The sequence below is a fragment of the Mycobacterium sp. E2479 genome, from assembly GCF_001667925.1.
GTDB lineage: Bacteria > Actinomycetota > Actinomycetes > Mycobacteriales > Mycobacteriaceae > Mycobacterium.
Window position 1 is genome coordinate 1 of sequence record NZ_LZJR01000101.1, and the last position, 25,528, is coordinate 25,528.

Annotated in this window: 25 protein-coding genes; 11 read left to right on the forward strand and 14 right to left on the reverse strand. The window is 67.1% G+C overall.

Going from position 1 to position 25,528, the window contains the following annotated elements; translation table 11 throughout:
- The 8 genes from A5686_RS16480 to A5686_RS16515 all read right to left on the reverse strand — a co-directional run.
- Positions 1-1,001, reverse strand: a 1,001-nt coding sequence (locus tag A5686_RS16480) for a DUF6779 domain-containing protein (RefSeq protein ID WP_067936386.1), incomplete at its 3' end; no start/stop codon positions are given.
- A 123-nt stretch (positions 1,002-1,124) separates the two neighbouring features.
- Complete coding sequence (locus tag A5686_RS16485; RefSeq protein ID WP_067936326.1) at positions 1,125-1,601, reverse strand: DUF3180 domain-containing protein; 477 nt, start codon at positions 1,599-1,601, stop codon at positions 1,125-1,127.
- Entirely contained in the window at positions 1,601-2,152 is a 552-nt protein-coding gene (gene folK, locus A5686_RS16490; protein WP_067936330.1) for a 2-amino-4-hydroxy-6-hydroxymethyldihydropteridine diphosphokinase, read from the reverse strand. Before folK ends, A5686_RS16485 begins: the two co-directional genes overlap by 1 nt.
- A gap of 73 nt (positions 2,153-2,225) precedes the next feature.
- Positions 2,226-2,627 (reverse strand): dihydroneopterin aldolase, encoded by a 402-nt coding sequence (gene folB, locus A5686_RS16495; RefSeq protein ID WP_067936332.1) that lies wholly within the window; start codon positions 2,625-2,627, stop codon positions 2,226-2,228.
- Positions 2,620-3,471, reverse strand: a complete 852-nt coding sequence (gene folP / locus A5686_RS16500; RefSeq protein ID WP_156750107.1) for a dihydropteroate synthase — start codon at positions 3,469-3,471, stop codon at positions 2,620-2,622. The genes folB and folP overlap by 8 nt, the downstream gene beginning before the upstream one ends.
- On the reverse strand, positions 3,468-4,070 hold the full coding sequence (folE, locus tag A5686_RS16505; RefSeq protein WP_067936338.1) for a GTP cyclohydrolase I FolE: 603 nt from the start codon (positions 4,068-4,070) through the stop codon (positions 3,468-3,470). The genes folP and folE overlap by 4 nt, the downstream gene beginning before the upstream one ends.
- A 16-nt stretch (positions 4,071-4,086) precedes the next feature.
- A complete protein-coding gene (gene ftsH / locus A5686_RS16510; RefSeq protein WP_067936341.1) occupies positions 4,087-6,519 on the reverse strand; it encodes an ATP-dependent zinc metalloprotease FtsH in 2,433 nt (810 codons plus the stop codon).
- 630 nt (positions 6,520-7,149) lie between these two features.
- Complete coding sequence (locus tag A5686_RS16515; protein WP_067936344.1) at positions 7,150-7,563, reverse strand: VOC family protein; 414 nt, start codon at positions 7,561-7,563, stop codon at positions 7,150-7,152.
- Between the two features lie 113 nt (positions 7,564-7,676).
- Here A5686_RS16515 and A5686_RS16520 point away from each other — a divergent pair, with 113 nt between their 5' ends.
- From A5686_RS16520 to A5686_RS16545, 6 genes are all read left to right on the forward strand, one after another.
- Entirely contained in the window at positions 7,677-8,642 is a 966-nt protein-coding gene (locus A5686_RS16520; protein ID WP_197520600.1) for an alpha/beta fold hydrolase, read from the forward strand.
- On the forward strand, positions 8,639-9,826 hold the full coding sequence (locus A5686_RS16525; RefSeq protein ID WP_067936349.1) for an LLM class flavin-dependent oxidoreductase: 1,188 nt from the start codon (positions 8,639-8,641) through the stop codon (positions 9,824-9,826). The genes A5686_RS16520 and A5686_RS16525 overlap by 4 nt, the downstream gene beginning before the upstream one ends.
- Complete coding sequence (locus A5686_RS16530) at positions 9,826-10,839, forward strand: zinc-binding dehydrogenase (RefSeq protein ID WP_067936352.1); 1,014 nt, start codon at positions 9,826-9,828, stop codon at positions 10,837-10,839. The genes A5686_RS16525 and A5686_RS16530 overlap by 1 nt, the downstream gene beginning before the upstream one ends.
- Positions 10,840-10,871: 32 nt before the next feature.
- On the forward strand, positions 10,872-12,467 hold the full coding sequence (locus tag A5686_RS16535; protein WP_067936354.1) for an HNH endonuclease signature motif containing protein: 1,596 nt from the start codon (positions 10,872-10,874) through the stop codon (positions 12,465-12,467).
- A 110-nt stretch (positions 12,468-12,577) separates the two neighbouring features.
- Positions 12,578-13,558, forward strand: a complete 981-nt coding sequence (locus tag A5686_RS16540; RefSeq protein ID WP_156750108.1) for a hypothetical protein — start codon at positions 12,578-12,580, stop codon at positions 13,556-13,558.
- Positions 13,559-13,674: 116 nt separating this feature from the next.
- Entirely contained in the window at positions 13,675-14,412 is a 738-nt protein-coding gene (locus A5686_RS16545; RefSeq protein ID WP_067936360.1) for an SIMPL domain-containing protein, read from the forward strand.
- 77 nt (positions 14,413-14,489) lie between these two features.
- Here the strand turns inward: A5686_RS16545 and hpt are convergent, their stop codons facing one another.
- The 4 genes from hpt to dacB are packed head-to-tail and all read right to left on the reverse strand — an operon-like array spanning position 14,490 to position 18,548.
- Positions 14,490-15,101, reverse strand: coding sequence for a hypoxanthine phosphoribosyltransferase (hpt, locus tag A5686_RS16550; protein WP_067936363.1), 612 nt, complete (start codon positions 15,099-15,101; stop codon positions 14,490-14,492).
- A 50-nt stretch (positions 15,102-15,151) separates the two neighbouring features.
- Positions 15,152-16,126, reverse strand: coding sequence for a tRNA lysidine(34) synthetase TilS (gene tilS, locus A5686_RS16555; RefSeq protein ID WP_067936365.1), 975 nt, complete (start codon positions 16,124-16,126; stop codon positions 15,152-15,154).
- Complete coding sequence (locus tag A5686_RS16560) at positions 16,105-17,166, reverse strand: zinc-dependent metalloprotease (RefSeq protein ID WP_067936389.1); 1,062 nt, start codon at positions 17,164-17,166, stop codon at positions 16,105-16,107. Before A5686_RS16560 ends, tilS begins: the two co-directional genes overlap by 22 nt.
- A complete protein-coding gene (gene dacB / locus A5686_RS16565) occupies positions 17,163-18,548 on the reverse strand; it encodes a D-alanyl-D-alanine carboxypeptidase/D-alanyl-D-alanine-endopeptidase (protein WP_067936368.1) in 1,386 nt (461 codons plus the stop codon). Before dacB ends, A5686_RS16560 begins: the two co-directional genes overlap by 4 nt.
- A gap of 106 nt (positions 18,549-18,654) precedes the next feature.
- Between dacB and A5686_RS16570 the strand changes: the two genes are divergently transcribed.
- A complete protein-coding gene (locus A5686_RS16570) occupies positions 18,655-19,143 on the forward strand; it encodes an inorganic diphosphatase (protein ID WP_067936371.1) in 489 nt (162 codons plus the stop codon).
- Positions 19,144-19,159: 16 nt separating this feature from the next.
- Here A5686_RS16570 and A5686_RS16575 read toward each other — a convergent pair whose 3' ends face one another.
- Positions 19,160-20,233: a DUF475 domain-containing protein gene (locus tag A5686_RS16575; protein WP_067936373.1), complete on the reverse strand. Its 1,074-nt coding sequence runs from the start codon at positions 20,231-20,233 to the stop codon at positions 19,160-19,162.
- Between the two features lie 129 nt (positions 20,234-20,362).
- On the opposite strand from A5686_RS16575, the gene A5686_RS16580 reads away from it, so the two are divergent.
- From A5686_RS16580 to A5686_RS16590, 3 genes are read left to right on the forward strand one after another with little or no spacing between them, the layout of a single operon-like run.
- Entirely contained in the window at positions 20,363-21,643 is a 1,281-nt protein-coding gene (locus A5686_RS16580; protein WP_067936376.1) for a hypothetical protein, read from the forward strand.
- Between the two features lie 35 nt (positions 21,644-21,678).
- Complete coding sequence (locus A5686_RS16585) at positions 21,679-22,374, forward strand: glycosyltransferase family 2 protein (protein ID WP_067936379.1); 696 nt, start codon at positions 21,679-21,681, stop codon at positions 22,372-22,374.
- Between the two features lie 13 nt (positions 22,375-22,387).
- Positions 22,388-22,729 (forward strand): DUF2304 domain-containing protein, encoded by a 342-nt coding sequence (locus tag A5686_RS16590; protein ID WP_067936382.1) that lies wholly within the window; start codon positions 22,388-22,390, stop codon positions 22,727-22,729.
- Between the two features lie 6 nt (positions 22,730-22,735).
- Here the strand turns inward: A5686_RS16590 and A5686_RS16595 are convergent, their stop codons facing one another.
- The gene (locus A5686_RS16595) at positions 22,736-23,680 is read right to left on the reverse strand and encodes an NAD-dependent epimerase/dehydratase family protein (RefSeq protein WP_197520601.1); all 945 of its coding nucleotides are present in this window, start codon (positions 23,678-23,680) and stop codon (positions 22,736-22,738) included.
- Between A5686_RS16595 and A5686_RS16600 the strand changes: the two genes are divergently transcribed.
- Complete coding sequence (locus tag A5686_RS16600) at positions 23,646-25,463, forward strand: hypothetical protein (protein ID WP_197520602.1); 1,818 nt, start codon at positions 23,646-23,648, stop codon at positions 25,461-25,463. The two genes, A5686_RS16595 and A5686_RS16600, sit on opposite strands and share 35 nt — an antisense overlap.
- Positions 25,464-25,528 lie beyond the last annotated feature (65 nt).

Sequence of the window (25,528 nt, forward strand, 5' to 3'; positions counted from 1 at the left end):
CCGGTTGCGTCCGTAGGGGAGTCGGCGCCGGCCCAATTGCTGCCCGGGGCGCCCGGCGGCAACCACTGGCCGTCGGCGGCGACCGGCTGCCAACCCTGCCCCGGCCACTGTGCCTGTGGTGGTGGTTCCGGCGTCGGTTCCGGTTGGGGCTCCGGGGGCGGCTCCGATTGGAACTGCGGCTCCGGCTCGGCCGGGGGCGGTTGGTGGCGAGGCTCGAATTGCGGCTCCGCCGGCCTCGCATACGGGGACTGCTCGGCATACGAAGGCTGTTCGGCGTACGAAGGCTGTTCGGCGTACGCCGGCTCATGGGCGGTTTCGTACTGCTGACGGACCCGCTCCCGCCGGGGCGATGGCTGTTGCCGAGGCGGGATCAGCGGTTCCTCGGGCACGTCGATGATCGCGTCGTCGGTGCGGCCGGAGGTGTCCTGCGGCGCCGCCGTCACGCGGTCGCTGGAAACCCAGTCGACCGGGGTGTCTCGCGGGTTCTCGCCGTTGCGATCCCACTCGCTGTACGCGCGCTCCGGTTGCGGCTCCCCGTCGGCAGTGCCACCGAGGGCGGGCCGGTGCGCGAGGTCGGTGTCGAAGAGGATCTCCAGGCTGGTTCGCAAGGCCGAGAGCTCCGCGCGCAACTCGGCCAGATCGTCGGCGGCCTGAGCGCGCAGCTCGGAGGCCAGTTCGCGACGCAGCTGCGACTCGACGGTCAGCTCGTATTCACGCCGGGCCGAGATCTCCCGGTCCAGCTGCAGGTCGTAAACCAGCTTGAGGTCGCGGACCCGGGACTGATCGGCGTCACTCTGGCGGCGATAGAGCACGGAGACGAAGGCGCCGGCGACTGCGGCCCACAGCGCCAGGATTACAGCGAGCTTGAGAAGTTCCACCCGATTGGTGAAAACCAACGCCGAACTGGCCCCCATCGCGAGGACCAGCAACGCCGTCAAGAGCACCCACCCCGGCCTGCGGCCGCCGCGCCGGACTCGGGCGCCGCGGGACAGAACGGTCATGGCCTGAGACTACCTGTGCGAGGTCAATCCGCGTGTCGGGCGGCGTCGGCGATTCTCGCGCGGGTTGTCGTCGGCCGCGCGCCGGTCAACCGCCAGCCTGTTCCCGGCAATCCCGGCGCCGAACTAGCTTTCCGCACCCTCGCCGTGCTCCGTCGAATCCGGCGGGGATTTGCAGCAATGTTGCAGCCACAGCGCGGCGATCAGCAGGGCCAACGCGCTGACGGCCGCCACCACGGTGCCTGAGGTGTCCTCGGCGGCCGCCCGCAACCAGGATTTGCGGGGCAAAAAGTACACCAAGATGCCGACCCAGAAGCCGAGCATCAACGCACCGACCCAGGCCGAGGCCTTGGCGACCATCAGGCTGCGCGCCACCGCAAGCGGGTGCAGCCAACCCGGACCGGACCCGATCTCGCCCTCGTTGATCCTGGTTCGCACGTAGCGCGCCCACAGCGCCTCGACGATGGCCACAGCCAATAGCGACAGGCCGGTCCACACCGTGATCGGCGGAAACCACCGGTAAAGCCCCTTGACCAGCAAATACCCTACGATGGCGGCGCCGACCACCGCGGCGGTCAAGTCACGCTTGCGGGTGGGCCCCATCAGCGCGTCGGCCCGCGGTCGGCCGACCGCTTCCCGTTCGGCAGCCCAAGTGTCAGGCCGGTCGGTCGCACGCCGTCCCGGTCGGCCGCTTCCAGCTGAGCGAGCAGACCGGCGACCGGCTGCGGCCCGTCGACCAGCGTGAGCCGAGCGTCCGGGTCGACGTCCAGCCAGGGGATGAGCACGAACGCCCGAAGGTGGGCTAGCGGATGTGGCAACGTCAGGTTGTTCTCCCGCGAGATCACCTCGGTTGGGCCGTAGCAGGCGATCAAGTCGACATCGAGAGTGCGCGGGCCCCAACGCTCACCGCGCACCCGGCCCGCCGCGCGCTCGAACTCCTGTCCCCGGCGTAGCCAGTCCTGCGCGTCGCAGGACGGGTCGTCAGCGATCAGCACCGCGTTGAGAAACGGCGCCTGATCGACCCGGCCCCAGGGGTCGGTCTCGTACACCGGCGACACGGCATGCACCGTCTCCCCCAGCCCGTCGACAACGGACTGCAACCGGGCCAGCCGATCACCCAAATTCGAGCCGATGGACAGCACCACTTTGGTCATGGGCGCCGCTCTCCCCCGCATGCGGGCGGCGCCCCCACGATCCCGGTGACGCCGGCATCATGGTCGCCGCGCGTCATAGTGTCCCGCCCGCCGGGACCACCGAACCGCGCCCGCCGCGGCGCGACCGCCGGACCACGACCGCGACATCGGCGAACTGTTGCGGGATCGGAGCCTGCGGCTTGTGCACCACCACCTCGACGGCCTGCACGCGTTCGTCGTCCATCACCTGATCGGCGATCTGGGCTCCGACGGTCTCGATCAGATTGCAGGCGGGACCGGCGACCACATCGGCGGCCAACTGGGCCAGCGCCGAGTAGTCGTAGGTGTCGGCCAGTTGGTCACTGGCCGCGGCGCCGATGAGGTCGATCCACACCGTGATGTCGACGACGAAGTCCTGACCATTGGCGCGCTCGTGGTCGAAAACCCCGTGTTGTCCGCGAACCATCAAGCCGCGCAACTCGATTCGATCAGCCATTGTCTCCAGCCAGTTCCGGGTGCGCTCCGTCGGTCCAAGCCGCTAGGACCTTGAGGGCATCGACCGTGGCCCGGACGTCGTGCACACGCACCCCCCACGCCCCATGCAAGGTGGCCAGCGCCGAAATCACCGCGGTGGCCGTCTCACGCCCATCGGGCGGTCGTGGCACACCGTCGGCCCCGGCTAACAACGTACCGAGGAAGCGTTTGCGCGATGCACCAAGGAGCACCGGGATGCCGGTGGCGACCAATCGCGGAAGGGCATGTAGTAACGCCCAATTGTGTTGTCCCGTCTTTGCGAATCCCAGTCCCGGATCGATCATCAGCTGGCCGGGGTCGACACCGGCAGACACGGCTGCATCGACGCTGGCCAGTAATTCGTCGCGCACCTCTTCGACCACGTCGCGGTAATCCGGCGTCGCGTGCGGCCGCGCGGCCGAGACCGAGCGCCAATGCATCAGCACCCAGGGCACTTTCGCTTCCGCCAGCAGCGGCGCCATGGCGGGATCGGCGCGGCCGCCGGACACGTCGTTGACTATCCGCGCTCCGGCACACAGCGCCGCCCGCGCGACGTCGGCGTGCATGGTGTCGATGCTGACGGTGATGCCCTGTGCTGCAAGCTCTTTGATGACGGGAACGACCCGAGTCGTCTCGACGTGCGGGTCGATCCGCGTGGCGCCGGGCCGGGTCGACTCTCCTCCGACGTCGATGATGTCTGCGCCGTCGGCGATTAGGGACAGACCCTGCGCGACGGCCTTGTCGGGGTCGAGATAGCGGCCGCCGTCGGAGAATGAATCGTCAGTGACGTTCAAAACTCCCATTACCTGCACAGGCGCCAGACTCACTTACGCAAGATCAGGTCGAGCGCTTCGGCTCGAGAAGCGGCGTTGGTTTTGAACAGCCCGCGTACCGCCGATGTGGTGGTGATCGCTCCGGGCTTGCGGACCCCGCGCATCGCCATGCATAGGTGCTCGGCCTCCACCACGACGATCACGCCGCGCGGATTCAGCTTTTTCACCAATGCGTCGGCGATCTGGCTGGTGAGCCGCTCCTGAACCTGGGGCCGCTTGGAGTACAGATCGACCAGGCGCGCGATCTTCGACAGGCCGGTGACCCTGCCGTCGGTGCCCGGGATGTAGCCGACATGGGCGACGCCGTGGAACGACACCAGGTGGTGCTCGCACGTGGAGTACAGCGGGATTTCCTTGACCAGCACCAGCTCGTCATGATCCTCGTCGAACATCGTGTTCAGCACGCTGTCGGGATCGGTGTAGAGCCCCGCGAACATCTCGCGGTAGGCGCGGGCGACCCGGGCCGGCGTTTCCCGCAGGCCATCTCGGTCGGGATCTTCGCCTATCGCGTGCAGCAACTCGCGGACCGCGGCCTCGGCGCGTTCCCGATCGAACACCCGCGCCGTGGGCATCGCGGTATGCGGCAGCGCCATCGAATCCTCCGTTTGCTCAGCCGTGGGCCGGCGGGTTGGACCGGCTTACGTCGTCATCCTGCCGGTCGGGCGACCCGCCCTCCGGCGCGGGTTGACCCGGCGGCGGATACGGCGGATACGGCGGATAGGTGGGATGCGGCTGACCGGGATGACCAGCGCCGCCCTGCTGACCGGGATAACTTTGCTGACCGCCCGGGTGGCCCTGCTGTCCGGGATAGCCCTGCGGGCCGGCGTAACCGCGTGCCGGCTGCTGCCAGTAGGGCTGCTGACCAGGCTGGGCTGGCGGATACCAGTAATTCGGCTGTTGTTGCTGCGGCGGCCACCCCGGCGCGCGCCACCCGGCTGGGGCGCCGTAGTCGGGTTGCGTGGGCCCCTGCGGCTCCCCCTGACGATTCCCGCCTTGAGCGCCGTGAGAACCATTGCTGCCGTTGGCGTTTCGCTCTGCCTCGGCCTGCGCGGCCGCGGCGGCTTGGCTGGCCCGGGCGATGGCCGCCTTGAAGGCGGGCTCTTGAACCGGCGGGGGCCAGGGCTCGCCGCGCTCGATGGCCAGCTCGCCGGGCGTCTTGATCGGCGGTTTGTCCGACGGGATGCGGCCACCGAAATCGTCGAACATGGTCAGCCGTGGGCGTTTTTCGACACCGGAGAAGATGCCCTCCAGCTCGGCCCGGTGCAGGGTCTCCTTTTCCAGCAGCTGGCCGGCCAAAGTGTCGAGAATGTCTCGATATTCGGTGAGGATCTCCCACGCCTCGGTGTGGGCGGCCTCGATCAGTTTGCGGATCTCGTCGTCGATGTCGCGAGCGACCTCGTGCGAATAGTCGGGCTGTGTGCCCATGGTGCGGCCCAGGAACGGGTCGCCGTGCTCCGAACCGTACTTGACGGCACCAAGTTTGGAGCTCATCCCGAATTCGGTGACCATCGCGCGCGCGATCTTGGTCGCCTGCTCGATGTCGGACACCGCGCCCGTCGTCGGCTCCCGGAAGACCAGCTCCTCGGCGGCGCGCCCACCCATCGCAAAAACCAATTGCGCGATCATCTCCGAGCGGGTCCGCAGGCCCTTGTCCTCTTCCGGTACCGCCACCGCATGCCCGCCCGTGCGCCCACGCGCCAGAATCGTCACCTTGTAGATCGGCTCGATGTCGGGCATCGCCCAGGCGGCCAGCGTGTGCCCACCCTCGTGATAAGCGGTGATCTTCTTTTCCTGCTCGCTGATGATCCGTCCCTTGCGGCGCGGCCCACCGATCACCCGGTCCACCGCTTCCTCCAGGGCGGCGCTGGTGATGACGGTGCCGTTCTCGCGAGCGGTGAGCAGCGCGGCCTCGTTGATGACGTTGGCCAAGTCGGCGCCGGTCATGCCGACGGTGCGTTTGGCCAGCCCGGCGAGGTCGGCGTCCGGGCCGATCGGCTTGCCCTTGGAATGCACCTCCAGCACCGCCCGGCGCCCCGCCAGGTCCGGGTTGGACACGGGGATCTGCCGGTCGAAGCGGCCGGGCCGCAGCAGCGCCGGGTCCAGGATGTCCGGTCGGTTGGTGGCCGCGATGAGGATGACGCCGGCCCGCGGGTCGAACCCGTCCATTTCGACCAGCAACTGGTTGAGCGTCTGCTCGCGCTCGTCGTGACCGCCACCAAGGCCCGCGCCACGCTGGCGGCCCACCGCGTCGATCTCGTCGACGAAGATGATGCACGGGTTGTTCTGTTTTGCCTGGTCGAACAGATCGCGGACCCGGGACGCACCGACGCCGACGAACATCTCGACGAAGTCGGAGCCCGAAATCGTGAAGAACGGGACCCCGGCTTCGCCGGCGACCGCGCGGGCCAGCAGCGTCTTTCCGGTTCCCGGCGGGCCGTATAGCAGCACGCCTTTCGGGATCTTGGCGCCCAGCGCCTGGTAGCGGCCGGGGTTCTGCAGGAAGTCCTTGATCTCGTAGAGTTCCTCGACCGCCTCGTCGACGCCGGCGACGTCGGCGAACGTGGTCTTGGGCATGTCCTTGGAGAGCTGTTTGGCGCGCGACTTGCCGAATCCGAAGCCCATGCGGGCGCCGCCCTGCATGCGGGAGAACATCACGAACAGGCCGACCAGTAGCAGCAGCGGCAGGACGTAGACCAGCAGCTCACCCAGGATGCTGCCCTGGTTGACGACGGTGCTGACCTTGGCGTTCTTGGCGCTCAGCGCGTTGAAAAGGTTGACCGCGTAGCCGCTGGGAAACTTGGTGATGACCTTGTCGGCATTGTCGGTGTCGCTGTTGCCCTTCTTCAGGGTCAGGCGAAGTTGCTGTTCGCGGTCATCGATTTGTGCGCTTTTGACGTTGTCACCGTTGATCTGAGACATCGCCACCGACGTGTCGACGGGCTTATAGCCGCGGGTGTCGTCGCTGAAATAGAAGAACGACCAACCGAGCAGCACCACGACAGCAATCGCCGTGATGGTGCGAATCACGTTTTTCCGGTTCATCAATCATCGGCCTTGCCGGCCAGGTCCTTCCCCGATATACACGCAGCTGAAAAAGTCCAGGCTACCGCTAGTGGCGATCGCCAGCTCCGGCAGAGCCGGGGCGCAGCGGGTCGACACCATCGTCTCCGGTGGCGATCGCCAGCTCCGGCAGAGCCGGGGCGCAGCGGGTCGACACCATCGTCTCCGGTGGCGATCGCCAGCTCCGGCAGAGCCGGGGCGCAGCGGGTCGACACCATCGTCTCCGGTGGCGATCGCCAGCTCCGGCAGAGCCGGGGCGCAGCGGGTCGACACCATCGTCTCCGGTGGCGATCGCCAGCTCCGGCAGAGCCGGGGCGCAGCGGGTCGACACCATCGTCTCCGGTGGCGATCGCCAGCTCCGGCAGAGCCGGGGCGCAGCGGGTCGACACCATCGTCTCCGGTGGCGATCGCCAGCTCCGGCAGAGCCGGGGCGCAGCGGGTCGACACCATCGTCTCCGGTGGCGATCGCCAGCTCCGGCAGAGCCGGGGCGCAGCGGGTCGACACCATCGTCTCCGGTGGCGATCGTCTCCGGTGGCGATCGCCAGCTCCGGCAGAGCCGGGGCGCAGCGGGTCGACACGGTCCTTCTCAGTTAACGACGGGCGGTTCCCGGCTAGTCGTAATACCGGGCCTCGACCACATTGTCGTCCGGATCGACGAAGTAGTACCCCTGCGGCGCCCATCCCCGCGCACCGAAGCTCCGGTTCAGGCGCGCGCTGGTGTCCACACCTTCGGCCTGCAACCGCCGGTCCAGCGCATCGTATTCGGCCTTCGACAGCGCCAGACAAACGTGATTGACCGGGTGGCCGGCGCTGCCCTCGATGCGGGTCAATGACTCTGTCGCGGAAACGCTTTCGGCGGGCATCAAGTCGATGATGGAGTCCGCACATACCCGCACGCTGGGAAACGGCGCGTCTCCGGCTTCGAACTCGGCGAAGCGCACCGGTTCCAGCCCTACGACCCGTGTGTAGAAGTCCATCGACACCCGCGGATTTTTCGTCCAAAGCACCACATGGTCCAGTCGCATCGAACCGATTATTCCCGCCTCCCGCCCTCTTGGTCGCCGACCGAGCGCTATTCGGGTAAGCCACGATCGTTCGGGGTCTTCTCAGCCAGCAACCATTGTGCTTTTGTGGGACGGTGCCCCCAACCGAGCGGTTAGTAGATACCAATGGTGTGCGGCTGCGAGTGACCGAAGCGGGCGAGCGAGGCGCACCTGTGGTGCTCCTGTCGCATGGTTTCCCCGAACTTGCCTACTCCTGGCGTCACCAGATACCCATCCTCGCCGAGGCCGGCTACCACGTGTTGGCGCCCGATCAGCGCGGCTACGGGGGTTCGGATCGCCCCGACGCCGTCGACGCCTACGACATCCATCAGCTGACCGCCGACCTGGTCGGTCTGCTCGACGACGTGGGCGCGGAGCGCGCCGTGTGGGTGGGGCACGACTGGGGTGCAGCCGTGGTCTGGAACGCCCCGCTGCTGCACCCGGACCGGGTCGCCGCCGTCGCCGCGATGAGCGTGCCGGTGACCCCACGCTCGCAGGTGGCGCCGACGACGGCGTGGCGCGAGACGTTCGGCGAGAATTTCTTCTACATCCTGTACTTCCAAGTGCCCGGCGTCGCCGATGCCGAATTGAACGCCGATCCCGCTCGGGTGATGCGGCGAATGATGGGCGGCCTGCGGATATCAGATGATGAAACCGCGGCGCTACGGATGGTCGCCCCCGGTCCGGAAGGTTTGATCGACCGGCTGCCCGAACCCGACGGGCTGCCGGACTGGATAAGCCAGGACGAGCTGGACTACTACATCGCCGAGTTCACTCGCACGGGTTTCACCGGCGGCCTGAACTGGTATCGCAATTTCGACCGCAACTGGGAGACCACCGCCGAACTCGACGGCGCGAAGATCTCGGTCCCGTGCTTGTTCATCGGCGGGACGGCCGATCCCGTCCTGACTTTCATCCGCGCCGATCGCGCTGCGGATGCGATCTCGGGCCCGTACCGACAAGTGATGCTCGACGGCGCAGGGCATTGGCTGCAGCAAGAGCGTCCCGACGAGGTGAATGCGGCCTTACTGGAATTCCTCAATGGATTGGAGCTGCGATGAGCGCGCCCCTGCGTTTCGGTGTCTTTATCACCCCGTTTCATCCCGTGGGCCAATCCCCGACCGTGGCACTGGAATACGACATGGAACGCGTCGTCGCCCTGGATCGGCTCGGATTCGACGAGGCGTGGTTCGGCGAACACCACTCCGGTGGCTACGAGCTGATCGCGTGCCCAGAGGTGTTCATCGCGGCGGCGGCCGAGCGGACCAAACACATCCGGCTGGGCACCGGCGTCGTATCGCTGCCCTACCACCATCCGCTCATGGTGGCCGACCGCTGGGTGCTGCTGGACCACTTGACCCGCGGGCGGGTGATGTTCGGCACCGGTCCCGGTGCGCTGCCCTCGGACGCATACATGATGGGCATCGACCCCATCGAGCAGCGCAGGATGATGCAGGAATCTCTCGAAGCGATCCTGGCGCTGTTCCGCGCCGCACCCACCGAACGCATCGACCGTCACTCCGACTGGTTCACCCTGCGAGACGCGCAGCTGCACATCCGGCCCTATACCTGGCCCTACCCCGAAATCTCCACGGCAGCAATGATTTCGCCGTCGGGCCCGCGGCTGGCCGGAGCGCTCGGCACCTCATTGCTGTCGTTGTCGATGTCGGTCCCCGGCGGCTACGCGGCACTGGAAACCACCTGGGACGTGGTCCGCGAACAGGCCGCCAAGGTCGGCCGGGATGAGCCCGACCGGGCCGGCTGGCGCGTGCTGAGCATCATGCACATCGCCGACAGCCGTGAGCAGGCCATCGACGACTGCACGTACGGGCTGCAGGACTTCGCGAATTACTTTGGCGCCGCCGGATTTGTGCCGTTGGCCAACAGCGTGGAAGACGCCCAGACGCCACATGAATTCGTCGCCGACTATGCCGCGAAGGGAAATTGCTGCATCGGCACTCCCGAGGACGCCATCGCCCACATCGAGGACCTGCTCGACCGCTCTGGCGGGTTCGGCACCTTGCTGATGCTCGGCCACGACTGGGCCTCGCCCCAAGCGACGTACCACAGCTATGACCTGATGGCGCGCAAGGTGATTCCGCACTTCAAACGACAACTCGAGGCATCCCGCTCGTCACATGACTGGGCGAAGAGCAAGCGCGACCAGTTGATCGGCCGGGCCGGCGAGGCGGTCGTGAAGGCCATCACCGAACACGTCGACGAGCAGAAGGACGCGGTGCACTGATGCGCGCGGCGGTGCTGCGAGACGGCCGCATGGCCTACCGCGACGACGTACCCGAGCCGATACCGGAAGCCGGCCAGGTGCTGGTGGGCGTGCGGGCGTGCGGGATCTGCGGCTCCGACCTGCATTTCGCCGCCCACGGTGCGCAGGTGCTGGAAATGAGTGACCGGGTGGCCGGCGACTCGGGCGCCATGCACGTCGACCTGGACCACGACATCTTCATGGGGCACGAGTTCAGCGCCGAGATACTCGAAGCCGGGCCAGAGACCGAGACCCATCCGCCGGGCACCCTGGTCACGTCGCTGCCGGTGCTGTTGTCCGCCAAAGGCGTCGAGCCGATCGTCTACAGCAACAACACCATCGGCGGCTACGCCGAGCGGATGCTGCTTTCGGCGCCGCTGCTGTTGGCCATCCCCAACGGCCTGGACTTCAAACACGCCGCCCTGACCGAGCCGATGGCGGTGGGCCTGCACGCCGTCAACAAGTCCAACATCGCCCGCGGCGAGCCGGCCCTGGTGCTCGGCTGCGGCCCGATCGGAATCGCCATCATCGCCGCCCTTCGACTCCGTGGCGTTGAAACCATTGTGGCTTCTGATTTTTCGCCTACACGCCGTGAGCTGGCCAACGCGATGGGAGCCCACCAGACGCTGGATCCTGCACAGGGCTCGCCCTTCGACACCGCCAAGCCCGCGGTGGTCTTCGAGGCGGTCGGCGTGCCGGGCATCATCGATGACGTGCTGCTTCGGGCGCGGCCCGGCACCCGCCTGGTGGTCGCCGGCGTGTGCATGCAGCCCGACACGATGCACCCGTTCTTTGCGATCGCCAAAGAGATCAACGTGCAATTCGTACTCGCCTACACGCCCGAGGAGTTCGGTGACTCGCTGCGCGCCCTGGCCGAGGGCGACATCGACGTCAGCCCGCTGATCACCGGCGAGGTCGGCCTCGACGAGGTCGGTGCGGCGTTCGACGACCTCGCCGACCCCGAGCGGCATTGCAAGATCCTCGTCACCCCCTGAGGTTGTCACCGGGTCGTCCTAGAATCGAACCTATGTTCGAGTTACCCTCAGGCCCCGCATCGCTAGTGGGGGTCATCGAGTCCGCCCACCGCGAGGAGTCGAGGCTGATAGCACGCCGGCTCGCGGCAGTGGCCGCGTTACTTCGGCACCGGGTGGCGACCTCCGAGCGGCCAGAACGCGACCACGCCGAAATCGACGGCTTCGAGCAGACCGCCGCCGAAATCGCCGCCGCGATGAACCTCTCCCCCATGGGCGCCAGCTACGTGGTGTCCTACGCCGAGGCGCTCGACACCAGGTTGCCCAAGGTCGCGGCTCTGCTGGCCGAGGGCCGAACGGATTGGCGCACAGTGCGGTTGATCATCGGCCGTACCGATCTGGTCACCGATGAGAAGCTGATCGCCAAGCTCGACCATTCGCTAGCCGAGCGCATTGGCAACTGGCACGGCTGGTCCAGGCAGCGCATCGTGAACGCGGTCGACGCCGCCGTGCGAGCCGCCGATCCCGACGCGGCCCGTGAGCGCCGGCTTGCCGCCGAGGACGATCGTTGCATCGGAGTCAGTGCTGCGGACAATGGCATGGCCGAGATCCACGGCTCGGTGGCGGCCTCGGCTGCCGTCGCCTTCGATCGACGGCTTTCCGAGCTGGCCAAGCAGGTGTGCACGGCGGACCCGCGAACCATGGATCAGCGCCGAGCCGACGCGTTGGCCGCGCTCGCTGAAGGCCGTGGATTGGCCTGTACCTGCGGGCAAGCGCAGTGTCCCGCCCGCGCCGACGTTCCCGGCGCCTGCGCCGGTTTCGAGAGCGATCGCACCGGGGCGCGCGTCGTCATCAACGTGGTGGCTAGCGAACAAACCGTCTACGCCAACGGAGCGGAGCCCGGTTATCTGGAAGGCTATGGCGTCATCGATGCCGAGCAGGTGCGCCAATTGGCCGCCGCCGCATCCGTGCTCATCGCCAATCCGGTGACCAGCCCGGTCGAGGCGCTGCGCTATCAACCGCCCGCCGCGCTGGAACGGGCCATTCGATTTCGGGACCTCACCTGCCGATTCCCCGGATGCAGCCGGCCAGCAAAGGTCTGCGACCTCGATCACACGATTCCGTTCAATCATCGGGATCCGGCGGCAGGCGGGCGGACTACGGCGGAGAACCTCAAATGCCTGTGCCGGCAACATCATCGACTCAAGACCTTCGGCGGCTGGCGCGACAGGCAACTCGCCGACGGCACCGTGGTGTGGACGTCGCCGAGCGGACGGACCTATCGGACCTCGCCGGCCGGCGCCGACCTGTTCCCCCAGCCGCGCCGTCCGGCTTGCGTGACGCCCGCCCCGCAACGGCGAACCAGATCACAGCGTCGCGGCGCACGAATCGCCCAAGCGCGCAGGCACAATCGTGAGCAACGGCCGATCAACGCGGCGCGAGCACAACTGGAGCAGGCGCGAAAACAGGAAATCGAGTCGCGTAAGTTCCGAAACCATATGCGCGACATGCTTTTCCTATTCAAGGGCACGCCGAGCACCAGCCCGTATTGCACCTGGGTGAATGAACCGCGAGAAGCCGAAGAGCTGCCGCCGGATTGGATGCCCGATGAGCCGGTCCTGCAACCCTTGCCGGAAGACCCACCTTTTTAAGGCGTTGGCTCAAGCTCTGAAATCAAGGAGCTTCCGCTAAATCCGCTACGAAGCGCCATATCACCGGCTATTGTCCCCGAACAAATACCGGACAGCCTGAAGTGGGCAGCATGAACAACCAGAAACCAACGCCCATCACACTTGCCATATACCGTGACCTACGCGTCGGGATGGTCATCGTAACGCTGATGGTCTTTCTGGCCATTGTCTTTGAGCAGCTAGCGGCAACCTGCTGGCAATTCACTCTCAGTGCTTACTATTACACCTCCGCGCACAGCATCCTGATCGCCGCGCTTCTGGCGCTCGGCGCGCTTTTCATCATGTACAAGGGCAGCAACGACACCGAGGATGCGTTGTTGACTCTGGCTGGTGTGTCCGCGTTGATGATCGCGATGGTGCCACAGGGTCCGCTCACGTCCCAGGAACGGTGTGGGCCATATGGTCTGCCGTCTGACTTCGTGCCCGCAATTCAGCCTAACGTCTGGACGGTCGTTGCTGCACTGATTGTAGGCTGGTCGGTGATGGCCGTGCTGCACTGGCGCAACCACACTCGGCATAACAGAAGCCCGTTGGGAGCCGTAGCGCTGTTGATTTTCTGGGTGATTATGGCGGTCGGCCTCATTGTCCTTGTCTTTTTCCCGAACCAGTTCTATGCGCATATCCACGGCGTCTCCGGTGTCTTGATGCTCTTGTCCTTCATCATCACCGTGTTCTGCGCCGCATACGTCGTGGGGCAAGAGGACTCTGAGAAGGCGCCGCACAAGGACCGCTATAAATGGTTCTACCGGATCATTGCTCTTGTGATGGCGGTGACGTTAATCGCAGTTGTCGCAGTGCATCTCAAGCATCCCGGATGGGAGCCATGGGTCATTTGGTTGGAATCTGCGGTGATCCTCGAGTTCGCGGTGTACTGGGCGGTTCAAACCTGGGAACTGTGGAATTCGCCTGACCGCATTGGGCGCCTCCCCGACGACGTCCAGAGGCGACTCGCGGATAAACGGACGAAGGACCGCGGAATTCGTGGATTCAGGTCCGATCGGACCGGACCACCCGACGAGGGTCCGGGCGGAAGGATACTGCCGCTTCTGTAGGGCGGCGGCCCACCGTGACAAGTCAGTGCCCCAATCGCCCACTCACGCAATGATAATCGGGATCGCCATTGCGTCGGTGACGCCTGCTGACGCAACCTAGGCGCTAGGGTCCAGTCATGCCGATACCCAGGAGTGAAAGACTTGTCCGCCGATCGATCGCCGTGGCCGCGGCCGGTCTGGCAATCGCGGCAATCCCGGCCTGCGACAAGCACAACCCGCCGCAGCCCGGGGCCAACCCCCGTCAGGTGACGGTTGTGGGCACCGGCCAGGTGCAAGGCGTCCCGGACACCCTGACCGCCGATGTCGGCATCGAATCCACCGCGCCCGACGTCACCACGGCGATGAACCAAACCAACGATCGGCAACAGGCGGTCATCAACGCACTCACGGGCGCCGGCCTCGACCCTAAGGACATCAGCACCACCGAGGTCACGCTGTCGCCCGAATACAACAACCCCGGGCCCAGCGGTACTGCCGCCATCACCGCGTACCGCGCGACCAACGCCATCGCGGTCAAGATCCACCCGACGGATGCCGCGTCGCGCTTGCTTGCCCTCATCGTCGGCACGGGCGGTGACGCCACCCGGATCAAGTCCGTCCGCTATTCCATCGCCGACGATTCGCAGTTGGTGAAGGACGCTCGCTCGCGGGCGTTCAACGACGCCAAGGACCGCGCCGAGCAGTACGCGCACCTGTCCGGGCTCCGGTTGGGCCGGGTGCTGTCGATTTCGGAGACCTCCGGAAACACCCCGCCGCCGGTCGGGGCGCCGCGGGCCATGCCGTCGATGGTTCCGCTGGAACCCGGCCAGCAGACGGTGAACTTCTCGGTGACAGCGTTATGGGAGTTGGACTAACGGCGATCGCAACCGTGGCGTAGCCGGGCGCAGCGGGTCGCCGCCATCGGACTGAGCCCGGCGAATCGGAGCGGCGTCTACTGCTGGTAGACCCTGGGATCCAGGGTCCCGATGTAGGACAGGTCGCGGTAGCGCTCGTCGTAATCGAGGCCATAGCCGACGACGAAGTCGTTGGGGATGTCGAAGCCCACGTAGGCGATATCGACATGGGCGCCCTGCGCGTCGGGCTTGCGCAGCAAGGTGCACACCCGCAGCGAACGCGGACGGCGCGTTTTGAGGTTGCGCAGCAGCCAGGACAGGGTGAGGCCCGAGTCGACGACGTCCTCGACGATCAGCACGTCGCGGCCCTCGATATCGCGGTCCAGATCCTTGAGAATCCGCACCACTCCCGAGGAGGACGTCGATGACCCGTAGGAACTGACGGCCATGAACTCGAACTGCGTGGGCAGCGGAATGGCGCGGGCCAGGTCGGTGACAAAGATCACAGCGCCCTTGAGCACAGTGATCAGCAGCAGGTCCTGTCCGGTCTCGATTGCGGCGTCCCGGTAGTTCTGCCCGATTTCGCGGCCCAGGTCGGCGATTCGCGCCTGAATTTGCGCCGACGTCAGCAGGACAGACTTGATATCCCCGGGGTACAGCTCCGCGGGTTGGGCGGGGGTGATCGCCGAGGAGATCTGGGCCACGCCCACAGAGTGCCACGATGGCGGGCGAATAACCAACGGCAGCCCCGATATTGCGGCTAGTGGATTGGCTTGCCGACCGGCTCGCGCCACAACGTCAACACGCCCTCGCGGCGGCCCGCGAACAATCGCGCGTCGGGCTGCGACGACCCTACCGCCACTCCACCCTGCCCACGCCAGCCGGTGACCAGGGCGTCCACTGCACGAATCTGCTTATCGGTCAGGTTTGTTGCACCGCCGGCTAGCAGCCAGGTCCGGATCACGCGCCGCCGCACGGGGGCGTCCAGCGTCGCCAACGCCCGCACCCGCAGGCCTGAGTCGGCCTGGGTCTCGGGCAGCGCCCGAACCGCCAGCGCGTCGATGAATTCAGAATCCTCCCGCAGCGAGGTCGCGGTGCGGGCCAGCGCCTCGGCCACGCCACCGCCGAGCACGTCTTCCAGCAGCGGCAGCACCTCGGTGCGCAGCCGGGCCCGGGTGAAACGGCGATCGGTGTTGTGCGGATCCCGCCAGGGGGTCAGCCCGAGTTCGTGGCACGCGCCATGCGTCACGGCCCGGCGCACCGTGAGCAACGGCCGACACCACGGCGGATCGTATGGACTCATCCCGGCGATCGAGCGCACCCCGGACCCGCGGCCCAGCCCCAGCAACACCGTCTCGGCCTGGTCGTCGAGCGTGTGGCCCAACAGCACCGGACCGCAACGGTAGGCGCTCAACGCGGCATAGCGCGTCGCGCGCGCCGCCGCCTCGGGACCGCCCTGGTTGCCCACCTGCACCCGGACCACTTGGGCCCCAACGCATCCCAACGAGACGGCCTGCGCGCGGGCGGTCTCGGCGACCGCCGCGGAGTCGGCTTGCAGGCCATGGTCGACGACCACCGCAGTGGTGGGTCGCAGCTGGGCCGCGACCGCGGTCAGCGCCAGCGAATCTGGACCGCCGGACAGCGCCACGCACCACTGTTCGACGGTGGCGAGGTGCGTCTTGATGAACGCCTCGACAGCCGCGCGCAGCTCGCCTACAGCACCCGGTCGATCCATCGCTGGGGCTCTTCGATCTCGGTGGGCAGCGGCAGCGTTTCGGGACCCGTCCAGATGGCGTTGAACCGCGCCATCCCCACCTGCCCGACGACGTGATCGACGAAAGCCTTGCCGCGCGTGTACTGGCTGAGCTTCGCGTCGAGCCCCAGCAGTGCGCGCAACAGCCGCTGCAGCGGCGGCTGCTTGCGGTGGCGGCGCTCGTCGAACCGGCGGCGGATGGTGGCCACCGACGGCACCGCCATTGGTCCGACGGCATCCATGACGTGGTCGGCGTGCCCCTCCAGCAGCGTGCCCAGCACCAGCAACTGGTCCAGCGCTTGGCGCTGCGGTTCAGACTGCACCGCGCGCACCAGCCCAAAAATCCCCGACGAGTTGGCGTCGGACTCCGACGCTTTATCTCCGCGGTTGCGGGCATAGTCGGCGAGCCGGGCCATCACCTGCCCGATGTCCTCACCACCGTCACGGGTCAGCAGACCCAGCGCTTGCGACATGTAGTCCGGCAGCCACGGGTTTGCGGTGAACTGCACTCTATGGGTGACCTCGTGCAGGCACACCCATAGCCGGAAATCGGACGGATCGACTCGAAGCTGCCGCTCGACCGCGATGACGTTGGGATACACCAGCAGCAGACAGCCTGGATTGGCCCCGTTATCCGTGGCGAACGGGTCATACTGGCCGAGGATCCCCGACGACACGTATGCCAGAACGGCGCCGGTCTGCGCGCCGGTGACGCGACCCGTAAGAAACCCGCGCGGCTTCTCGGCCCCGTGCATCATCACCCGCATCGACTCGGTCGCCGCGGCGATCCAATCCGGACGGTCGACGATGCGGGCCGCTGGCACCGTGCCGTTGGTGACCAGGCCGGTGACGTCTCGCACCAACGGTTCGGCTTTGGTGGACGCGGTGGCGAGTTCGTCGACCACCCTGCGGCGGGTGTAGTCGCTGGACGGCGGACCCGGCCTGGCCAAGCGCCGACCGACCGCGGCCGCGAACGTCCAGTCGACGGCGGTGCCCAGGGTCAGGTCCGACGACGGCGTCATGAGCACCCGCAGGACCACAGCCGGGTCGCCAGCGCATCCATCACGTTGCGGCCGTTCGGGCCGGCATCGTTGGAGATGAACGCGAAAGTGAGCACCCGGCCACTGCGGTCGGTGAGCACCCCGGCCAGCGCATTGATGGCGGTCAGCGAGCCGGTTTTGGCCCTCAACCAGCCCGCCGGGCCCTGCGCCGTCGAGGCGTCGGTGAAGCGATCCGCCAGCGTCCCGCTGCCGGCGGCGATCGGAAGCAGATCCAGCAGCGCCCGCAGCGACGGCTGGTCGGGCCCGGCCGCGGCCTGCAGGACGCCGTCGAGCGTCTTGGCCGTCAGCCGATCGTCGACCGAGAGTCCACTGGAATCCAGCAGCGCCGCGCCCGTGGTGTCAACGTGAGCAGTGCTCAGCCGGTTGGTCACCGCGTCAGACGCGCCCGCAAAGCTACGCGGTCGGTTGATCGCGGCCGCCACCTCACGAGCGATGCATTCGGCCAGCACGTTGTCCGAGTGATCCATCATTTCGGAGAGCCGCTGGACCAGCGGCGCCGACTGCACGACCGCCAGCTGGCGCGCCCCCGACGGCGCGGTCGCGATCGTGACCGCGTTCGGGTCCAGGCCCAGCGCCTTGGCCAGCTCCCGGCCGGCATCCAGGGCCGGGGTCCGGGACCGCCGCGAGTTCACCGTCGAAGGCTGGATGCGGCCGGCGTCGATCATCACCGACTCGATCGGCGCGATATCGCCGTTGTCGACGTCGGCAGCGTCCCAACCCTGCGCCATGGTCGGCCCGCTGAATGCGGAGGTATCCACCTGCACCGCGGTCGGCGTCACGCCGCTGCGGCGGATCTGTTCGACGAGGTCGCTGATCCGGGCCGAACCCCGGTACCACGTGTCCACGCCGGGGGGCGCCGCCGACAGCGCCGGATCGCCGGCACCCACCAGCACGACCGGCCCCTGGGCGTTCTGGCTGCCGGCCACCACGCGGGTGCTGATCCGGGCCTGATGGTCCAGCGTGAGCAAGGCCGCGGCCGCCGTAAGCACCTTGTTTGTCGAGGCCGGCACCAACGGCATGTCGCCCGCCACTTGCCACAACTCTTTTCCGGTGATGGCGTCGGTGACTCGTGCGCCTAACCGGCCCAAATTGGGGTCGCTCGCCATTGGTGCCAGCATCGCGCTGACGCCGGGACCGCTCGGTAGTTCGGCGGTCTCGCTCACCGGGGTCATGCCGGGCTTTACGGTCGGCGCGTGCGGGGGCGGTATCGGGGCACGCGTGCTGTTGGCGCCGTGCCCGGCCGTGGTGAAAAACGTTGCCGCCACCACTACGGCGGCGACAAACGCCAGCACGCCCAACCCGATGAGCACTGGGGTGGATTTTTGCCAGCGAGTACGGGCCATGACTCTCCTGACTGTCTGAACCCATTCTGCCGAATCGGCGCGGATGCGCTCGACTAGGGTGTGACAGAGCAAAATTGGCCTGCCTAACCGACAAGGAGCCCACGCGGTGGAATTCGACGTGACCATCGAGATTCAAAAGGGTCAGCGGAACAAGTACGAGGTCGACCACGAGACTGGACGGCTACGCCTGGACCGCTACCTGTACACCGCGATGGCCTACCCGACCGACTACGGCTTCATCGAAGACACCCTCGGCGAGGACGGCGACCCGCTGGATGCGATGGTGCTGCTGCCGCAGTCGGTGTTTCCCGGCGTGATCGTCGAGGCGCGTCCGGTGGGCATGTTCCGGATGACCGACGAAAAGGGCGGCGACGACAAGGTCCTGTGCGTGCCGGCCGGCGACCACCGCTGGGACCACGTTCAAGACATCGGGGACGTGCCGGAGTTCGAGCTGGACGTGATCAAGCACTTCTTCGTGCACTACAAGGACTTGGAACCGGGCAAGTTCGTCAAGGCCGCGGACTGGGTCGGCCGGGCCGAAGCGGAGGCGGAGATCCAGCGCTCGATCGAGCGGTTCAAGGCCGAAGGGCACTGAACCCCACCGCGGGGCACTAGTCCCCGGCGCGTGCCTCCCGGCGATTGCGCAGGATGCTCCAACCCACCGCCGCCGCGATGAAAGCCACGCCGACCGAGGCCGTGACGGCTTCGGGGACCTCGAATCTGGGCTCGATGGAGCCCAACATGATGACGGCCAGCGCGCCTATGGCCCAGTGCGCGCCGTGTTCCAGGTACGCGTACCGGCCCAACGCCCCCTGGCGGACCAGGTAGATGGTGATCGACCGGACGAACATCGAGCCAACCAGTCCCAGGCCCAGCGCGATGATGATGGGGTCCGAGGTGATGGCGAACGCGCCGGTGACGCCGTCGAACGAAAAGGCGGCATCGAGCACTTCGAGATAGAGGAACAGCGTGAGGCCAGCACGGCCCGCCGCCGCGCCGGCTGCTACCGCTTCGGTGTCGGATGGCCGAAACGCCCTGCTCACTCCGTTGACCACCAGATAGATCACCATGCCCAGCAGCCCGGCGGTCAGCACCGTCGCCGCCTCGTCACCCGAGTGCGTCAGTTGCGTACCGACCAGGACCAGCACCAAACCCGTGACCACCAACGACGCCTGCCCCAGCCGGCCCAGGCGCGCAAATGGGATCTCAATCCACTTGAGCCACTTGATTTCTCGGTCATAGAAAACAAAATCCAGGAACAGCATCAGAAGGAAGATTCCACCGAAGGCGGCGATCTGGGGGTGGGCCGCGATGACGAGTTTTTGGTAGCTGGGCGAGCCGTCCGGAAATTCCAGGGCGCCGTGCGGCGGCGGATGCAGGGCCAGCTCCATCGCGCGCACCGGGTCGAGCCCAGCTGTTGTCCACACGATGAGCAGCGGGAACAGGAGTCGCATGCCGAATACGGCGACGAGAATCCCGATCGTCAGGAACATCTGCTGCCAGAAGCGGCTCATCCGTTTGAGGATCGAAGCGTTGATGACGGCGTTGTCGAACGACAACGACACCTCGAGGGCGGCCAGCACCAGCAGCAGATAAAGACCTTTGAACCCGCCGTACACATATCCGATGCCGAGGGCCGCCGCGGTGACCACCAGCGAGGTCCCGAAGGTGCGCAAAGCGGACATGGATCCTTTCCGACGGCCCGCCACACACTAGCGAACCGGATCGCGCCACGGGCGATCGCTGCGGGCCGCATAGAATTTTCAAATTGTGGCGAATCATCGGGACACCCGGCCGAAAGCGCCGCCGCCCCGATGACCGAAATCAGCGCATCACAGGGGCCGGTGGCGCGCGGCAGCATGGCCCGGGTCGGCACCGCCACCGCCGTCACGGCGCTGTGCGGTTACGCCGTCATCTACCTGGCCGCCCGCGACCTGGCGCCGGGCGGCTTTTCGGTTTTCGGGGTCTTCTGGGGTGCATTCGGATTGGTTACGGGCGCGGCCAACGGCCTGTTGCAGGAAACCACCCGGGAAGTGCGCTCTTGCTCCGTTGGTGGGCCCTATGTCAGCGACCTGGCCGCCTTGCCGGTGCCCGGCGAACCCCGCACCCACCCGATGCGCGTCGCCATGCTGGTCGGGGTGGCCGCGGCCGTCTTGATCGCGGGCAGCTCGCCCTTGTGGAGCGCACGGGTGTTCATCGACGCGCGGCTGCTGTCGGTAGCTCTGCTCAGCGTCGGGCTGGCCGGGTTCTGTGTGCACGCCACCTTGCTGGGCATGCTGGCCGGCACCAACCAGTGGAGCCGTTACGGCGCGCTGATGGTGACCGACGCCATCATCCGCGTGACGGTGGCCGCGGCAACCGTGGCGCTCGGATGGCATCTGGTCGGTTTCTTGTGGGCCACGGTGGCCGGCGCGGTCGCCTGGCTGATCCTGCTGATCGCCTCGCCGGCGACCAGGCACACCGCCCGCCTGCTGACCCCCGGCGGCACCGCGACATTTCTACGGGGCGCGGCGCATTCGATCACCGCGGCCGGTGCCAGCGCCATCCTGGTGATGGGATTTCCGGTGCTGCTGAAGCTGACCAGCGCGGAGCTCGGCGCCCAGGGCGGGGTGATCATCCTGGCCGTCACACTGACCCGCGCGCCGCTGCTGGTGCCGCTGACGGCCATGCAGGGCAACCTGATTGCCCATTTCGTCGACGAGCGCAGCGACCGGATTCGTGCCCTGCTCGCCCCCGCGGCGATCGTCGGAGCGATCGGTGCGGTCGGGGTGCTGGCGGCGGCCGCGGTGGGCCCGTGGCTGCTGCGGGTCGCCTTCGGGCCGCAGTACCACGCCAGCAGCGCGCTGCTGGCGTGGCTGACCGCGGCCGCGGTGGCGATCGCCATGCTGACATTGACGGGTGCGGCGGCAGTGGCGGCCGCCCGGCACCGGGCCTACTCGCTGGGTTGGGTGAGCGCCACGGTCGCGTCGGGATTGCTACTGTTGCTGCCGCTGTCGCTGCAGACTCGAACCGTGATCGGGCTGCTGTGCGGCCCGGTGGTGGGAATCGGCGTTCATCTGCTGGCTCTGTCGCGCGTCGCGCGCTCTACCGGCTGATTTGGCCTGCACCAGCGTGTACCTTGTGGGCTTAAATGGGTACTGAAACAGATGCCGTCTGGGTGGTCATTCCCGCCTACAACGAAGCAGCTGTCATCGGCGAGGTGGTCGCCGATGTGCGTTCGGTGTTCGACCATGTCGTGTGCGTCGACGACGGCAGCGCCGACGAAACGGGTGAGATCGCCCTGCGCGCCGGCGCTCACCTGGTGCGGCATCCGATCAACCTCGGGCAGGGAGCCGCCATTCAGACGGGTGTCGAATACGCCCGCAAGCAGCCGGGCGCCCAGATTTTCGCCACTTTCGACGCCGACGGCCAGCACCGCGTCAAAGACCTCGCGACGATGGTCGACCGGTTGCGTGCCGGCGACGTCGACGTCGTCATCGGCACCCGGTTCGGCGCGCAGCACGGCGCCCGGCCGCCGTTCGTGAAACGGATCGTGCTGCAGACCGCCGCGCGGCTGAGCCGACGCGGCCGCCGACTTGGCCTGACCGACACCAACAATGGGCTTCGAGTATTCAACAAGAAGGTCGCCGACGGCTTGGACATCACGATGAGCGGCATGAGCCACGCCAACGAAATCATCATGCTGATCGACGAAAACCATTGGCGCGTGGCCGAAGAACCTATCGAGGTGCTCTACACCGCGTACTCGATGTCGAAGGGGCAGCCCCTGCTCAACGGCGTCAACATCATTTTCGACGGGTTCCTGCGCGGCAGGCTTCCGAGATGAAAAGGGTTGCAAAATGAACTGGATTCAGGTGCTGCTGATCGGATCGATTGTCGCACTGTTGGTCTATCTGCTGCGCTCGCGCCGCAACGCGCGCTCCCGGGCGTGGGTCAAGGTGGGCTACGTGGTGTTCGTGCTGGCCGGCATCTACGCCGTGCTGCGGCCCGATGACACGACGGTGGTGGCGCAATGGTTCGGCGTGCGCCGCGGCACCGACCTGATGCTCTACGCGCTGATCATGGCGTTCTGCTTCACCACACTCAGCACCTACATGCGGTTCAAGGACCTGGAGCTGCGCTACGCGCGGCTTGCCCGCGCGGTGGCGATGGAGTCCGCGCAGGCGCCCGAAGCGAGCTAGCGGCCGTTAACCGGCCTGAGTCCGCCGGAAGAATTCCACCGTGCGGGCCACCCCGTCGGACAGGTCGACCTTCGGTTTCCAGCCCAAAACCTCTGCAGCCGAACCGATGTCGAGGCAGGATCGCTTGAGGTCGCCAAGTCGCGGTGGCGCGAACTCCGGATCGTCGGGCCCCCCGACGGCGGCCGCCACCGCCGAATGCAGTTGCCGGTCCGACGTTTCGACGCCGGTGCCGACGTTGAAACGCTGCCCGCCGCCGGCGTCCCCGGATGCCTTGACGAAGGCGTCCACGACGTCGTCGACGAAAACGTAATCGCGAGTGTTGCTGCCGTCTCCGAAAACCTTGGTCGGTTTACCCGAGAGCAGCGCCTGGGCGAAGATCGCCACCACGCCGGCCTCTCCGTGCGGATCTTGGCGGGGGCCATAGACATTCGCCGGCGCGATGTGCGAGCAATCCAGGCCGTACAGGTGGCGGAAGGTGTTCAGATAGATCTCGCCCGCCACCTTGCCCGCGGCGTACGGCGAGGCTGGATCGGTCGGCACGGTCTCGGGAGTGGGGTAGCGCGGTGGGGTGCCGTAGATGGATCCGCCCGAGGAGGTGTGCACGACCTTGCGGACCTGCGCGCGCCGCGCGGCCTCAGCCAGGCGCACCGTGCCGATCACGTTGACCGACGCGTCGAATTGCGGGTCGGCCACCGAGTGCCGCACGTCGATCTGAGCTGCCAGATGAAACACCACTTCCGGGCGATGTTCGCCGAGGATGCCCTCCAGGTCGGCGGTCACGATGTCCGCCTCGACGAAGGCGTATGCCGGATGGTCGGCCAGATGCTCGAGGTTGGTCGCGCGGCCCGAGGCGAAGTTGTCCAGGCCCACCACCGCGTGACCGTCGGCCAACAGACGGTCGACTAGCGTCGAGCCGATGAATCCGGCCGCCCCGGTAACCAGTGCACGCACCGGCCCACCATACATAGCGGTGTTGGCCGTCGCGCTCGTCGCGGTGCAGCTGGCGGTGCGCGCGGTGCTGGCGTTCGGTGGCTACTTCTATTGGGACGACCTGATCCTCATCGGCAAGGCCGGTACCCACAACCTGCTCGCGCCGTCGTACCTGTTCGATGACCATGACGGGCATCTCATGCCGGGGGCATTTCTGGTCGCGGGCACCATCATCCGGCTGGCGCCGCTGAACTGGACCTGGCCGGCGGTCAGCCTGGTGGTGCTGCAACTGCTGGCGTCGCTGGCGTTGTTGCGTGCGCTGTACGTCATCGCGGGGTGGCGCCCCGTGCTGCTGATCCCGTTCACGTTCGCGTTGTTCACGCCGTTGGCCGTGCCGGGATTCGCATGGTGGGCGGCGGCGCTGAATTCGCTACCGATGCTCGCCGCGCTGGCCTGGGTGTGCGGCGACGCCATCCTGCTGGTGCGCACAGGCAAAGAACGCTACGCCGTCACCGGGGTGCTGGTGTACTTTGGCGGGCTGCTGTTCTTCGAGAAGGCCGCGGTGATCCCGTTCGTCGCGTTCGCGGTCGTCGCGCTGCTGTGCCGGGTGACCGGCGATCCAAGCCCGGGGTCGGCGCTGCGGGCGGCGTGGCGGGCCGGCCGGCGATTGTGGATCGCTGCCCTTGCCCTCACCGCGGCCTGGATCGCGCTGTATCTGGCCGTGGTCGATCAGCAGCGGTGGAGTTCCGACCTGTCGATGACGTGGCAGCTGCTGATGCGCTCGATCACGCACGGCATCGTGCCGGGGCTGGCCGGCGGGCCGTGGCACTGGGATCGGTGGGCGCCGGCTTCGCCGTGGGCCACGCCCCCGCTGTCGGTGATGGCGCTGGGCTGGCTGGTGCTTGCCGGAACCCTGGGGGTATCGCTGGTTCGCAAGGCACGCATCGGGCCGGTGTGGCTGATCGCCGTCGGCTACGCCGTGGCCTGCCAGGTGCCTATCTACCTGATGCGGTCGTCGAAGCAGACCGCACTGGAACTCGCGCAGACGCTGCGCTACCTGCCGGATCTGGTCGTGGTGCTGGCACTGCTGGCCGCCGTGGCATCGAGGGCCCCCAACCGGCAGGGCGGACCGCGCTGGCTCGACGCGTCGCCGAAACGCACTGCGGCGGCCGCGGGGTTGACGATGCTGTTCGCGGCCAGCAGCCTGTACTCGACATCGACGTTCCTGACCAGCTGGCGTGACAACCCCGCCAAGCCCTACCTGCAGAACGCCCGGGCTTCTCTGGCCGCCGCGCATGCGTCCTCGGACGCGCCGCTGCTTGATCAGGAGGTCGACCCGTTCGTGCTGCAGCGGGTGGCCGCGCCGGAGAATCTGGCCAGCCACCTGTTTGCCCTGCTGCAAAATAGGCCCGAATTCGCGCCTGCGACAACACAATTGCGCATGATCGACAGCTCGGGTCGGCTGATCAAGGCACGGGTCAGCTGGGTTCGGACCATCGCGCCCGGGCCGATGCCGCGGTGCGGCTACTTTGCCCAACCGGACAAGCCGGCCCGGCTGGTGCTCGACGGTCCGCTGCTGCCCGCCGACTGGACCGTCGAACTGAACTACCTGGCCAACAGCGACGGCTCGATGACGTTGTCGATGACGCAAGGTCCCGAGGTCAAAGTGCCGGTGCGTCCCGGACTCAATCGGGTCTTCGCCCGGCTCCCGGGCGCCGGGGATGCGATCACCGTGCGCGCCAACACCGCCGCCCTGGCGTTGTGCATCGCGTCGGGACCGGTGGGGTTCGTCGCGCCCGCTTGAAACTGTGGAGCCGCCTGGGGTGTCTGAGTTCACGACATAGGTGACAGATGAGTCGGGTCATGGGT

Bases quoted from the DNA above. Each gene is read 5' to 3' on its own strand.
- folK (WP_067936330.1), bottom strand. From the start codon at position 2,152: ATGACCAAAGTGGTGCTGTCCATCGGCTCGAATTTGGGTGATCGGCTG.
- dacB (WP_067936368.1), bottom strand. From the start codon at position 18,548: ATGGCCCGTACTCGCTGGCAAAAATCCACCCCAGTGCTCATCGGGTTG.
- A5686_RS16560 (WP_067936389.1), bottom strand. From the start codon at position 17,166: ATGACGCCGTCGTCGGACCTGACCCTGGGCACCGCCGTCGACTGGACG.
- A5686_RS16575 (WP_067936373.1), bottom strand. From the start codon at position 20,233: ATGTCCGCTTTGCGCACCTTCGGGACCTCGCTGGTGGTCACCGCGGCG.
- ftsH (WP_067936341.1), bottom strand. From the start codon at position 6,519: ATGAACCGGAAAAACGTGATTCGCACCATCACGGCGATTGCTGTCGTG.
- tilS (WP_067936365.1), bottom strand. From the start codon at position 16,126: ATGGATCGACCGGGTGCTGTAGGCGAGCTGCGCGCGGCTGTCGAGGCG.
- A5686_RS16485 (WP_067936326.1), bottom strand. From the start codon at position 1,601: ATGGGGCCCACCCGCAAGCGTGACTTGACCGCCGCGGTGGTCGGCGCC.
- A5686_RS16515 (WP_067936344.1), bottom strand. From the start codon at position 7,563: ATGCGACTGGACCATGTGGTGCTTTGGACGAAAAATCCGCGGGTGTCG.
- A5686_RS16600 (WP_197520602.1), top strand. From the start codon at position 23,646: ATGAATCCGGCCGCCCCGGTAACCAGTGCACGCACCGGCCCACCATAC.
- A5686_RS16525 (WP_067936349.1), top strand. From the start codon at position 8,639: ATGAGCGCGCCCCTGCGTTTCGGTGTCTTTATCACCCCGTTTCATCCC.
- A5686_RS16585 (WP_067936379.1), top strand. From the start codon at position 21,679: ATGGGTACTGAAACAGATGCCGTCTGGGTGGTCATTCCCGCCTACAAC.
- A5686_RS16545 (WP_067936360.1), top strand. From the start codon at position 13,675: ATGCCGATACCCAGGAGTGAAAGACTTGTCCGCCGATCGATCGCCGTG.
- A5686_RS16590 (WP_067936382.1), top strand. From the start codon at position 22,388: ATGAACTGGATTCAGGTGCTGCTGATCGGATCGATTGTCGCACTGTTG.
- folE (WP_067936338.1), bottom strand. From the start codon at position 4,070: ATGGCGCTGCCGCATACCGCGATGCCCACGGCGCGGGTGTTCGATCGG.
- A5686_RS16580 (WP_067936376.1), top strand. From the start codon at position 20,363: ATGACCGAAATCAGCGCATCACAGGGGCCGGTGGCGCGCGGCAGCATG.
- A5686_RS16530 (WP_067936352.1), top strand. From the start codon at position 9,826: ATGCGCGCGGCGGTGCTGCGAGACGGCCGCATGGCCTACCGCGACGAC.
- folB (WP_067936332.1), bottom strand. From the start codon at position 2,627: ATGGCTGATCGAATCGAGTTGCGCGGCTTGATGGTTCGCGGACAACAC.
- A5686_RS16540 (WP_156750108.1), top strand. From the start codon at position 12,578: ATGAACAACCAGAAACCAACGCCCATCACACTTGCCATATACCGTGAC.
- A5686_RS16535 (WP_067936354.1), top strand. From the start codon at position 10,872: ATGTTCGAGTTACCCTCAGGCCCCGCATCGCTAGTGGGGGTCATCGAG.